Genomic DNA, 12,304 nt, shown 5'->3' on the forward strand with positions numbered 1-12,304 from the left:
ATGAATATTTTAGTAACAGGCGGAGCAGGTTTTATTGGAAGTAATTTTGTCCGTCACATGGTAGAAATATATCCTAATTACAATATTGTAAATTATGATTTACTTACATATGCAGGTAATCTTGAAAACTTAAAAGATATTGAAAGTCATGAAAACTACACTTTTGTAAAAGGTGATATTAACAATAGAGAGCTTGTCGATCATTTAGTTAAATATCATAATATTAATGTAATTGTGAACTTTGCAGCAGAATCACATGTTGATCGTAGTATTACAGAGCCTGATATTTTTATCAAGAGTAATGTCTTAGGTACACAGGCACTATTAGATGTAGCAAAAGCTAATAACTTGAAGAAGTATGTACAAGTGTCAACTGATGAAGTATATGGTTCACTAGGTGAGACAGGCTATTTTACAGAAGAAACTCCTCTTGCTCCAAATAGTCCTTACTCTGCAAGTAAAGCAGGGGCTGATATGCTTGTTAGTGCGTATCACGAAACATTTGGTATGAATGTTAATATTACAAGATGTTCAAATAACTATGGTCCTTATCACTTTCCAGAGAAATTGATTCCATTAATGGTAACGAATGCTCTAGAAGGAAAAGAACTTCCTATCTATGGAGATGGTAAAAACGTTCGTGATTGGTTACATGTAAAAGATCATTGCGCTGCTATTGATTTGGTTATTCATAAAGGAGAGCCAGGAGAAATTTATAATGTAGGCGGCCACAACGAACGAACAAATAATGAAATTGTACATTTAATTGTAGAGAAACTTAACGCACCAAAAGAATTAATTAAGTTTGTAGAAGACCGACTTGGGCATGATCGTCGTTATGCAATCGATCCTACTAAATTAACAACAGAGCTAGGATGGAAGCCAAAATACACGTTTGATACAGGAATTGTTGAAACAATTCAATGGTATTTGGATAATCAAGACTGGTGGAAAAACATTAAATCAGGTGACTATGTAAACTACTACAACAAACAATATGGTGATAAATAATGAGTCGAAAAGTATTAATCACAGGTGCAAACGGTCAGCTTGGAAAAGAGTTAGTAGAACTATTTTCTGAAAAAGGTTTTGAAGTCTATGGATGCGATCGAGACAAAATGGATATTACAAATCAAGAACAAGTTCAAGAAATTATTAGTAATGTGAAACCGGATATTGTACTTCATTCAGCTGCTCATACAAAAGTAGATTTAGCTGAGTCAGAGCCTGAACAAGCATTCCTTATCAACGCATACGGTACACGTAATGTTGCTGTAGCGGCAGAAGCAGTAGGAGCAAAGCTTGTATATGTAAGTACGGATTATGTATTTGATGGTACAACAGATGAACCTTATAACGAATTTTCTCCGACTTCTCCTTTAGGCGTATATGGAAAGTCTAAGTTAGCTGGTGAACAATTTGTACGTGATTTACATTCTAAATTCTTTATTGTGCGAACTTCTTGGGTATACGGCAAGCATGGAGCTAACTTTGTTAAAACTATGCTGAAATTAGGAGAGGAACGAAAAGAAATTTCCGTGGTAGCTGATCAAATAGGATGTCCAACTTATACATTAGATTTAGCTAATTCTATTCTAGAGTTAGTAAATAGTGAGAAATATGGCGTGTATCATATTTCTAATAGTGGAAGTTGCTCTTGGTATGAGTTTGCAAAAGAAATTTTTAAAATATCAGATATGGAAGTACAAGTAAACTCATGTACAACGGCTGATTTTCCACGTCCAGCAGCTAGGCCAGCTAATTCTGTTTTTGAGCACATGTCTATAAAATTAAATAACTTTACTACAATTAGGCATTGGAGAGAAGCATTAAGAAACTTTTTGAAAAATAATTAACTTTTTTATTAAAACTACTACATTAATTCCGATATAAGACTAGGAAATGTAAAGCTTTCATTTAATTTACAAAAGTATATAGTAAAACAAGCTTTTGTAAATTATAATGAACAGTATATGATTTTTTTAGAAGTTACTAAGTTCGGAGGTCAACTATGGAAGAGACAATTAGTTTGCGAGAATTGTTTCAAGTGCTTCGTAAGCGTCTTTGGCTTATTGTACTGATTACAATCATCGCAGCAACCGTAAGTGCAGTGATCAGCTTCTTTGTCTTAACACCTGTGTATGAATCGAAAACACAAATTTTAGTCAATCAAGCGAAAAGCGATGAACAGTTATATAATCCCCAAACCGTTCAAACGAATGTGCAGCTTATTAATACGTACAATGATATTATTAAAAGTCCAGCTATATTGGACAAAGTAATTAAAGAATTAAAACTTGATAGCTCTGCTCAATCCTTGAGCGGTCAAATTCAAGTAACAAATGCGCAGGATTCTCAGGTAGCACAGATTGTCGTACAAGATACAAGTGCGAAGCGTGCAACTGAAATCGCCAATACAACCGCGTCTGTATTTAAGAAAGAAGTTCCTAAAATTATGAATGTGGACAATGTAAGTGTGCTTTCAAAAGCAACGCTTGGCGAAAGCGCAAGTCCGGTTAAGCCTCAGCCTTTAATGAATATTGCGATTGCAGTAGTGGTTGGATTAATGGTTGGTATCGGTTTATCGTTCTTATTGGAATATTTAGATAACACCTTAAAAACAGAGCAAGATATTGAAAATCTACTAGAGCTTCCGGTAATGGGGGTTATCACAACGATTAAAGACGTACCAAAAGTAACAAATGTACAGCGTCCGGATATAACTGCTCGCGTACCGCAAAGAGGTGAGACACTTGGCTCGTAAAAAGAAAAATTCAAAAAATGATAAAGTGTTGACGCTAAAAAGACGTTTGCTAGCTCATAACAGTCCGAAAGATCCGGTTGCAGAGCAGTATCGTACGATTCGGACAAACATTCAATTTTCAGGTGCTGACGAAGAAATCAAGTCTCTTGTTTTAACGTCAAGTGGACAAGCTGAAGGGAAATCTACTACTGCAGCTAACTTAGCAATTGTTTATGCACAGCAGGGTCTTAAAGTGTTATTAGTTGATGCTGATTTACGCAAGCCCACTGCTCATTATACATTTCGTCTAGAGAATCACAAAGGGCTTACGAACGTCCTCACAAGGCAATCAACATTGGGACAGGCAGTTCAAAATACAGAAGTACCGGACCTTTACTTGTTAACAAGCGGACCTATTCCACCTAATCCATCTGAACTGCTTGCGTCTAATCAAATGAAAGAAATGCTTAGCGAGGGGAAGCAGCAATTTGATATGGTTATTTTTGATACGCCGCCTATCTTGGCAGTGGCAGACGCTCAAATTTTGGCGAATCAAGTAGACGCTTCAATATTAATAGTCAGCAGCGGAAAAACGGAAAAAGATGCGGCATTAAAAGCAAAAGAGTTATTAACGCAAGCCAAATCAAAATTACTTGGTGCCGTGTTAAATAATCGCAAAATCGAAGAAGGAAATTATTACTACTATTACGGCAGTAATTAAAGCTTTTTGAAAGAATAAGGCCTCGAAACGTTCTCGCGTTTCGAGGCCTTATTTGTGTCTGCTTTGTTATATCTATATTCAATTTAAGAACGCTTATTTCATAAAAAAGTGATGAAGATACCTTCATCACTTTTTCGTTAGTTAAGATGTAAATGTTGCTTTAACGTATTCGAAAGTTCCTGCCGAGTTGCATCAGATACGGCATAATAATAAACACCGTTAATAGTTTCACCTTTACCATCTACTTGAAGCTGCTCTACGTTATGGCGTGCTTCTTTGTAGTTCGATTGAATTTGCTTCATATCATCGAATGTAAGGTTTGTTCTAACGTTTGTTCCGATAGTATCTAAGATGGTACCGTAGTTTGCTAGAGATTGAACACTAGCTCCTTCTTCGATAACTCCTTCAATAATTTGACGTTGACGCATTTGACGGCCAAAATCTCCGCGCGGATCTTCTTTACGCATACGTGAATAGGCAAGAGCTTCATCACCGTTTAAGGTTAACTGTCCTTTTTGGAAGCTATAACCATCGTAGTTAAAGTTTAAATCATTATTGACTGTAACGCCTCCTACGGCATTTACAATGTCTTTAAAGCTTTCCATGTTTACTTGGACATAATAATCAACTGGCACGTTTAAGAAGTTCTCAACCGTATTTATGGCCATGTCTACACCGCCGAATGCATACGCATGATTAATTTTGTCAGTAGTACCTTTTCCAACAATCTCCGTACGTGTATCACGCGGAATACTTACCATTTTCATTGATTGATCTTTCGGGTTTACCGTCATTAAGATGAGAGAATCAGAGCGGCCGCGGTCTCCTGCACGCTGATCAACACCCAAAAGCAATATGGAAATAGGATCTTGATTGCTGAATGAAACTTTTTCAGAGCGTTTCTCAGATACGTCGCGTTTCAATGGCTCATGAGTTTGCGTGAATGTTTTTTCTACAGAGTGCCAAATGCTATAAGCATACGCTCCTACACCAAGGATTAATACTAAGATAATGCCCATAATAATTTTAAACGCTCTTTTTTTCTTGGGTTTCCTTTTTTTACGTCTTCGGGTTTGAGATTCTTCCATCGTCGTTTTCTCTTCCTTTACTTAGTATATTGATAAAATAAATGAAGTACCTATGTAAGCCATTATTCTTATCTCTTTATGCTTTAGTAAATCTAATATACTGAAAAAATGACAAATTTACTCATTTTTCTCCACTTACTTTCAAATTATATTATAATAAGAGCAAAAAAGAAAGATATAGTAAGGGAGACAGCTTATGAAAATTTGGGTTAATATTCTAGCAATCATCGTTTTCATTGCAGCAATCGCAGCAGGGAAAATGTATTGGAACAACAAGGTGTCAGAACAATCGGTTTCAACGCCAACGAAAGTAGTAACTTCTAGCAATACGAGTGAATCAGAAAATACGTGGAAAGAACATGCTCAGCACTTTCCGAAATCTGTTAAAGCTAAGCTTCAAAAAGCTAAACAAACTAAAACTCCTTTAAAATTGGTTATTGTAGGATCAGCTCCACAAGCACAAGTAAAAGCAACATGGGCTGAGTTGCTGAAGAAGAAAATTGAAGATTCCTATGGCTCTTCATTAATTAACGTTGAAGTGCATGAATATAAGAATATGACAACCTTACAATTCATTAAGAGCGACGCTTATAAGAAAATTGCCGACGCACACCCGGATGTACTGCTGTTTGAACCATTTCTTTTAAACGACAATGGTGTAGTAGGTATTGAGAATACGTTAGAAAATGTCAATATTATTTTAACGTACGTGAAAGAACAAAATGAACAAGTCATTACGATTCTACAGCCATCGGCTCCGGTTTATAAAGCAAATAATTACCCCTCTGATGCCGAGGCGTTAGAAGAATTTGCAAAAGAAAATAGCTATGAATATATTAATCACTGGTCGGCATGGCCTGATTACCATTCAGAAGACATTTTAAACTATTTAACAAAAACTCCTGGTCAGCCTAATGATAAAGGAGAAAAGGTATGGGCACAGTACTTGGAAACCTATTTTACGAATTCAGCCCCCGGCCTTTAAAAAGAATCAGACTAATCACCCGGTTAGTCTGATTCTTTTTTTATAGGTATATTAGACTAAAAATGCTGATAAAGTACATTTCAAGGCATAATTGGAGCTTATAGGGCTTCGAAATTATACATAAGAAACCATTTTCCTATATGTGGAAAAGTCGAACTGACCCCTATGTTATAATATAATTTATGGAATATTACCCATGAATTGAGACATAGAAAGAGGAGACAACTGAATGATTGATGTACATACATGTATTCTGCCACAGATAAAAGATGGTCCTAAAAACAAAGATGAATTTTTAGAAATGGCGAATATATTAGTGAGAGAAGGAGTCACGAAAGTCGTTGTCACACCTTTGTGTGATGGAAAAGTTTCCAGCTGGAGGGCGAACCTGGATCTTGCTAATGACTGGTTAAAAACATCCTCGCTTTCATTAACAGTGTTACCAGGGCAAAAAGTAATTGCCTCTAATCATATGACTTTGTTCAGTCAAGATTTTTATAGTATGACCATAAATGAAAGTAGAAAATATATGTTGTTACAGGTTCCGGAAGATATGGGTATTGAAGTGTTGGAAACTATTGCGTACGAGTTGCAGTTAAAAGGAATTGTCCCTGTTTTAAACGAGCCAGAATCTCATCCCTTATTTCTAGATAATCCTGCACATTTATACAAGCTCGTAAAAAATGGTGCAGTCGTTCAGCTTTCAGCGCAAAGTATACTAGGCGGCAATGGCAGTAAATTTAAAAAAGCAGCTTATCAATTCATTGACCACGGCTTAGCCCACGTTATTGCGTCAGGTGTGAATCGTGAAAACTATCAGCAGTACGGCCTGCAAAAAGCCTATTCGGCTGTGTCTAAAAAATACGGCAACAGCAAGCTTTATCATTTTATGGAAAATGCAGAGGCTATTGCGAGCGGGAAGGCTGTCTATAAACAAGAGCCTGAACGCATTAAAAAAACAAAATTCCTAGGAATCTTTTAACTTTTCCCTTTGTACCCTGATTAACTTCTGTTTAATCAGGGTATTTGCATACAAAGACCTATTTCAGTCCCTTCTTTTTTCATTATTATTTGGAGCTATTTTACAAATTTTGTTTGCGTTTTCACAGAGAGTGATAGTAAAATATTGTTAGTTAAGTAGGTAACAGGAAAGTACGCGGTTTTCCGGGGTTCGTGGAAGTAAATGTCGAGAAGAATACATAGTTTCACATTTAAAATCGTCGTAGAATAGAGCTATACAAAACGCAGGGAGGGAAATAAAGTGATTGATATTCATACGTACATATTGCCTAATATCGATAGCGGACCTGAGGAAGTAGACGGCTTTTTGAAGATGGCTCGCTCTTTAGCGGATCAAGGTGTTCAGTCCGTGGTGGCGACGCCGCTTTATGATAGCGATCAAGAGTTTATGAAACACCATTTATTTCTCTATGTGAATGCAGCTAATGAATGGCTTACAAATTCATATATTCCTCTTCAAGTATTACCAGGTCAGCTTGTCCCTTTATCGCCTCAGCTTCTGCGAAACTATGAGCGAAATCAGCTTCTTACACTTAATCACACCGATAAATATTTGTTTCTTTCACTGCCTGACTATGAAGTCCCACCTTATTTTGAAAAGATACTGTCTGATCTTCTAACAAAAGGCATTGTGCCTATTCTTCGTTCACCAGAATGTCACCCAATTTTCCGAGATTACCCTGAGCGTTTGTATGAGCTTGTTAAAAAAGGCGTACTCGTTCAGCTAAGCGCCGCTAGTATTCTCGGTTTAAACGGAAAAAAGGAAAGAAAAGCGGCATTTACGTTTATTAAATACCGCTTAGCCCACGTGATTGCCTCTGGCGTTCATGCTCGCAATTACCACGACTATTCACTTTCAAAAGCGTATGATTACATTTCCGATATGTACGGTGCTTCAGAACTTTATTTTTTTATTGAAAATGCAGAAGCGATTATCGACGGCCGCCCGGTTCATCAATTGGAGCCTGAGCCGATGAAAAAATTTAGTTTATTTAAATTATTCAGCTGAAAACAAGGGACTTTTCCATAAAAACGGGAAAGTCCCTTGTTTTGTCTTTCTTTCATTGTGGTATGGAATAGAAACAACGTTAAAGAAAGGAAGGCTGAATATGATAAAAACTACAGCTGGAAAAGCAGCCATGTCTGTATTAAAAGAATGGAATATTGATCACATTTTCGGTATGCCGGGAGATTCAATCAATCATTTCATGGATAACTTGCGCAGTGAAAAAGACGAAATTGAATTTATTCAAGTCCGTCACGAGGAAGTAGGTGCACTTGCGGCATCTTCTTACGCAAAAATCACGGGCAAAATCGGTGTGTGTCTGTCGATTGGAGGCCCGGGTGCGATTCATTTGCTAAACGGCTTATATGATGCGAAAGCAGACGGAGCACCGGTGTTAGTATTAGCCGGACAGGTGCCACGTGCGAAGCTTGGCAACGAGTCGTTTCAAGAAGTGAACTTAGAACGTGTTTTTGATGATGTGTCGGTGTTTAATCACCGAGTAGACTCGCCTGAATCGTTTCCGCATTTGCTGCAGCAAGCGATTCGAACAGCTTATGCTAAAAAAGGTGTCGCTGTCTTAGTTATTCCAGATGATATTCCGTCTTCAACAATTAAAATTGACGAAAAAACGCCAATTGCGAATGTATCAAAATCCATTTCTCACAGTGACCCAGAAGATGTAGCTAAAGCGCTTCTAGCTATTAAATATGCAAAAAAACCGGTTATTTTAGCAGGAACAGGTGCAAAGCATGCGAAGCTTGAACTAGCGCAGTTCGCAGAGAAAATTGCGGCTCCGGTTATTTTTACGCTTCCCGCTAAAGGAATACTGCCTGACCGTCACCCTTATAATCTAGGCCAGCTCGGCCAGCTCGGGACGAAGCCTGCGTATGAAGCGATGGAAGAAACCGATTTGCTGATTATGATTGGGACTTCGTATCCATACCGTGAGTTTTTACCAGATGGAGCCGAAGCAATCCAGCTGGACTCAGATGCCACACAAATTGGCAGACGCTACCCTGTATCAATCGGCTTAGTCGGTGACTCTAAAACGACGCTGTCACAGCTTACGCATAATTTAGATTATCAAGAAAATCGCCGTTTTTTAGAAGAGTGTCAAGTTAATATGGAAAACTGGTGGAAACACGTAGAAAAAGAAGAAAATGAAGTGAGTACGCCAATCAAGCCGCAGCAAGTCATTCCTAAGCTTCAAAAAATCGTTGATGATGATGCGATTGTATCTGTTGATGTCGGGAACGTGACGGTATGGATGGCGAGACATTTCCGCATGACAAATCAAAAATTTGTGGTTTCCAGCTGGCTGGCAACGATGGGCTGCGGACTTCCGGCAGCCATTGCAGGAAAGCTTGCGCATCCTGAAAAACAATCGGTAGCCGTATGTGGTGACGGAGGCTTTACGATGGTGATGCAAGATTTTGTAACGGCTGTGAAGTATAAGCTGCCGATTGTTGTCGTCGTCCTTAATAACAGTGAAATCGGGATGATTAAATATGAACAAGCGCTTCAAGGTCACTTGGATTATCAAACGCAGCTTGGTGAAATGAACTTTGCAAAGTTCGCTGAATCATGCGGAGGAATTGGCTACCGCGTTGAAAAATATGAAGAGCTGGAAACAGCATTTGAAAAAGCAGCGCTTGCGAATGTTCCTGTTGTGATTGATGTGGTTGTCGCGGATGAACCGCCGCTTCCAGGCAAAATTTCATTTGGACAAGCAGCCAATTATTCGAAGCACATCATGAAAAAGTTTTTCAAAGAACATGAGCTCGAAATGCCGCCGCTTCGCAAAGGACTAAGCAGAATGCTTTAATCAGTGACTCTCCTTACAGGAGAGTCTTTTTAGGAGGGATATCATGGGAGTGTTTGAAATTATTTTACTTATTTTTGGCGGGGTAATGATGCTTGTGATTGTAGTCCCGGTTATCATTGCTATTATTCTTTGGGTGAAAGATGAAAAACAAGAAGAGCATTCAGTTTTGAGAAATTATCCGCTGCTCGGAAAAATGCGCTATATTTTTGAGAAAATGGGGCCTGAACTGCGTCAGTATTTATTTTTAAATAATAACGAAGGCAAGCCGTTTTCTAGAAATCAATATGAACAAACCGTTAAGTCGGGTAAATATCTAAACCGAATGATGGGTTTTGGCTCAGAGCGTGATTTTAGCGAACCGGGCTATTATATTCGAAATGCAGTATTTCCAAAGCAGCGCGACGAAATGAAAGCGGATAATACGCAAAAAATTAAAACGAAAGTATATAAAATGGACGCGGATAACTTATTCAGCCGAAGAGAGCACCGCGAAGAAAAAGAAGCGGATCCGTTTTATTTGAGGGATGAAGATGCGGTCGTCATAGGTCCTTCATGCAAAAATCCGTTTGTTGTAAAAGGATTAATCGGCCAATCCGGCATGAGCTTTGGAGCACTTGGTGACCATGCGATTACCGCTTTATCACTAGGATTAGGACGAGCAGGCGGCACGTGGATGAACACGGGAGAAGGCGGACTGTCACCGTATCATTTAAAAGGAAACGTCGATATCATTTTTCAAATTGGTCCAGGGCTTTTTGGCGTTCGGACAAAAGAAGGCGAATTTTCATGGGAAGAATTTAAAAAGAAAAGTGAAATGAAACAAATCAAAGCGTTTGAAATCAAGCTGGCGCAAGGAGCCAAAACGCGAGGCGGTCACGTAGACGGTTCAAAAGTAACGGAAGAAATCGCTGAAATCCGCAACTTAAAGCCAGGAGAATCTGTAGACAGCCCAAACCGTTTTAAAGAGTTCGCTTCGTATCCTGAAATGTTTCAGTTTATTGAAAAACTTCGAGATGTAGGCGGCAAGCCAGTAGGGATTAAAGTTGTTGTTGGAAACACAAATGATCTTGAAGAAATGGCAGCCTATATGAAAGAGACGGGAAGCGGTCCTGACTTTATTACGATCGACGGAGCAGAAGGAGGAACAGGCGCATCGTTTCAAGAATTAGCGGACGGAGCGGGCGTACCGCTGTTTTCAGGACTTCCTTTTGTGGATGAACTGCTTAAAAAGTATGGCGTTCGTGATCAAGTAAAACTTTTTGCATCAGGCAAGCTGTTAACGGCTGATAAAGTTGCAACGGCTTTATCATTAGGTGCCGACTGCGTTAATATTGCCAGAGGCTTTATGTTTTCTGTTGGCTGTATTCAAGCGCAGGTTTGTCACAATAATCGTTGTCCAGTAGGCGTAGCCACAACAGATCCAAAGCTGCAAAAAGCGCTTATTATTGAAGAAAAGTCATACCGCGTGTGCAACTACGTGCTGTCATTACGTGAAGGATTGTTTAATTTAGCAGCAGCTGCCGGTATTGATTCGCCAACGAAGTTTTCAAAGAAACACGTGGTGTTCAAAAACAGCAGCGGACAGTTAGCTGATATTTCTATAAAAGAAAAGATGTACGTATAAAAAAGCTGCCGATTGGCAGCTTTTTTATTGTCTTCGCTGAAGCAAATGGAGGCAAAACTCCAAATCTTTTTGAAGATGCTCTTGCATTAACGTTTGTGCTTTTTCAGCATTGCGTTCTTTAATAGCTTTATAAATGTCTTCGTGTTCGTCAATTAAAAACGGGCGGTTGTAAAACACCACAGTATGACGGAATAAGTAAATGATGGACTGCATGCGGTCGATGATATTAATCATTACGTCATTGTTGCTTGCGTTCACAATAATAGCGTGGAACCGTTCATTCGCGCTCATAATTTCTTCAAACGATCCGTTTCTTCCGATGTCTACGCATTCCTTTAATTCTTCTAATTCGTTATCAGACAAAAACGTTGCGGCAGCTTTAGAAGCTGAGCCTTCTAGCAGCATTCGCACTTCAAACAAGTTGCGTAAGTCTTTTTCTGTCGGCGACACCACTTTTTTTCGAACAATCAGTCCTTCATATTCTAAGCGTCTAATGGAATCACGAATCGGCGTTCGGCTAAATCCAAGCTCGCTCGCTAGTTTTTCTTCGACGATTTTTGTACCGCCTTCAAGCTCACCATTTAAAATTTTATCTCGAATCATCTCATAAGAAGGGTGATGAGACGAACGAGAACCTTGATTTCTTAACATACTCTACTTCACCTCTAGCATTCGACACGAGGAAATCTCGTCTCTTTCTCTCTTTATTTTTTATCATTTTGTACGCGTATACCCAAATCATACTATAACTTGTGAAAAGGTGGGACGGAAAGTTTCGCTTTTAGAAATAAATTTCATTTAAAAAAAGTCTAGACAAATAAATAAAATGCGAATATGATGAGTGTATACAAAATTATCAGAAATGTATACAAAAAATATTTTAACGTATACATTATTTTTTTAAAAACGTATTTGAAAACGTATACAACAAGGGGAGGAAACGGAAATGACAAAACGCGTTGGATTTATTGGACTTGGAATTATGGGAAAACCGATGACACTCAATTTATTAAAAGCAGGTTTTGAGGTAACGGTTTACGATATTAATAAAGCAGCAGTGGAAGAAGTGAAAGCAGCAGGAGGATTTGGAGCAGAAAGTCTTGCTGAAGTTGCAGTGAACAGCGACGTGATGATCACGATGCTTCCGGCTTCACATCATGTAAAAAGCGTGGTACTTGGAGAAGAAGGGTTAATTCATAGCGCAAAAGAAGGAAGCGTTATCATCGATATGAGTTCGATTTCTCCGGTAGCATCAAAAGAAATTGCGGCTGAGCTTGCACAAAAAGGAATTC

General features: G+C 38.6%; 12 protein-coding genes. 10 read left to right on the forward strand and 2 right to left on the reverse strand.

Annotated elements, in window-relative coordinates:
- From rfbB to ACFX4N_RS19680, 4 genes are all read left to right on the forward strand, one after another.
- Window positions 1-1,011, forward strand: coding sequence for a dTDP-glucose 4,6-dehydratase (rfbB, locus tag ACFX4N_RS19665; protein WP_377262204.1), 1,011 nt, complete (start codon window positions 1-3; stop codon window positions 1,009-1,011).
- Complete coding sequence (rfbD, locus tag ACFX4N_RS19670; RefSeq protein ID WP_377262207.1) at window positions 1,011-1,856, forward strand: dTDP-4-dehydrorhamnose reductase; 846 nt, start codon at window positions 1,011-1,013, stop codon at window positions 1,854-1,856. The genes rfbB and rfbD overlap by 1 nt, the downstream gene beginning before the upstream one ends.
- Window positions 1,857-2,011: 155 nt before the next feature.
- On the forward strand, window positions 2,012-2,764 hold the full coding sequence (locus tag ACFX4N_RS19675) for a YveK family protein (protein WP_377262210.1): 753 nt from the start codon (window positions 2,012-2,014) through the stop codon (window positions 2,762-2,764).
- The gene (locus ACFX4N_RS19680; RefSeq protein ID WP_098900805.1) at window positions 2,754-3,464 is read left to right on the forward strand and encodes a CpsD/CapB family tyrosine-protein kinase; all 711 of its coding nucleotides are present in this window, start codon (window positions 2,754-2,756) and stop codon (window positions 3,462-3,464) included. Before ACFX4N_RS19675 ends, ACFX4N_RS19680 begins: the two co-directional genes overlap by 11 nt.
- A 137-nt stretch (window positions 3,465-3,601) precedes the next feature.
- On the opposite strand, the gene tagU is transcribed toward ACFX4N_RS19680, so the two are convergent.
- Window positions 3,602-4,552 carry a polyisoprenyl-teichoic acid--peptidoglycan teichoic acid transferase TagU gene (tagU, locus tag ACFX4N_RS19685; RefSeq protein ID WP_377262214.1) on the reverse strand — a complete coding sequence of 317 codons (951 nt, stop codon included), beginning with the start codon at window positions 4,550-4,552 and terminating at the stop codon, window positions 3,602-3,604.
- Window positions 4,553-4,748: 196 nt separating this feature from the next.
- Between tagU and ACFX4N_RS19690 the strand changes: the two genes are divergently transcribed.
- The 5 genes from ACFX4N_RS19690 (at window position 4,749) to ACFX4N_RS19710 (ending at window position 11,012) form a co-directional block, all read left to right on the forward strand.
- The gene (locus ACFX4N_RS19690; protein WP_377262218.1) at window positions 4,749-5,537 is read left to right on the forward strand and encodes an SGNH/GDSL hydrolase family protein; all 789 of its coding nucleotides are present in this window, start codon (window positions 4,749-4,751) and stop codon (window positions 5,535-5,537) included.
- 229 nt (window positions 5,538-5,766) lie between these two features.
- Window positions 5,767-6,519, forward strand: a complete 753-nt coding sequence (locus ACFX4N_RS19695) for a CpsB/CapC family capsule biosynthesis tyrosine phosphatase (protein WP_377262221.1) — start codon at window positions 5,767-5,769, stop codon at window positions 6,517-6,519.
- Window positions 6,520-6,798: 279 nt separating this feature from the next.
- Window positions 6,799-7,566 carry a tyrosine-protein phosphatase gene (locus ACFX4N_RS19700; RefSeq protein WP_274583173.1) on the forward strand — a complete coding sequence of 256 codons (768 nt, stop codon included), beginning with the start codon at window positions 6,799-6,801 and terminating at the stop codon, window positions 7,564-7,566.
- 100 nt (window positions 7,567-7,666) lie between these two features.
- Window positions 7,667-9,388 (forward strand): pyruvate oxidase, encoded by a 1,722-nt coding sequence (locus tag ACFX4N_RS19705; protein ID WP_274583172.1) that lies wholly within the window; start codon window positions 7,667-7,669, stop codon window positions 9,386-9,388.
- 43 nt (window positions 9,389-9,431) lie between these two features.
- Window positions 9,432-11,012: an FMN-binding glutamate synthase family protein gene (locus ACFX4N_RS19710; RefSeq protein WP_328251384.1), complete on the forward strand. Its 1,581-nt coding sequence runs from the start codon at window positions 9,432-9,434 to the stop codon at window positions 11,010-11,012.
- 24 nt (window positions 11,013-11,036) lie between these two features.
- On the opposite strand, the gene ACFX4N_RS19715 is transcribed toward ACFX4N_RS19710, so the two are convergent.
- Complete coding sequence (locus ACFX4N_RS19715) at window positions 11,037-11,663, reverse strand: GntR family transcriptional regulator (RefSeq protein ID WP_171777580.1); 627 nt, start codon at window positions 11,661-11,663, stop codon at window positions 11,037-11,039.
- A gap of 295 nt (window positions 11,664-11,958) precedes the next feature.
- On the opposite strand from ACFX4N_RS19715, the gene ACFX4N_RS19720 reads away from it, so the two are divergent.
- Window positions 11,959-12,304 (forward strand): NAD(P)-binding domain-containing protein (locus ACFX4N_RS19720; protein WP_377262227.1); only part of this gene is annotated, 346 nt, incomplete at its 3' end.

This window comes from Priestia sp. YIM B13551 (assembly GCF_042787905.1).
Lineage (GTDB): Bacteria > Bacillota > Bacilli > Bacillales > Bacillaceae_H > Priestia.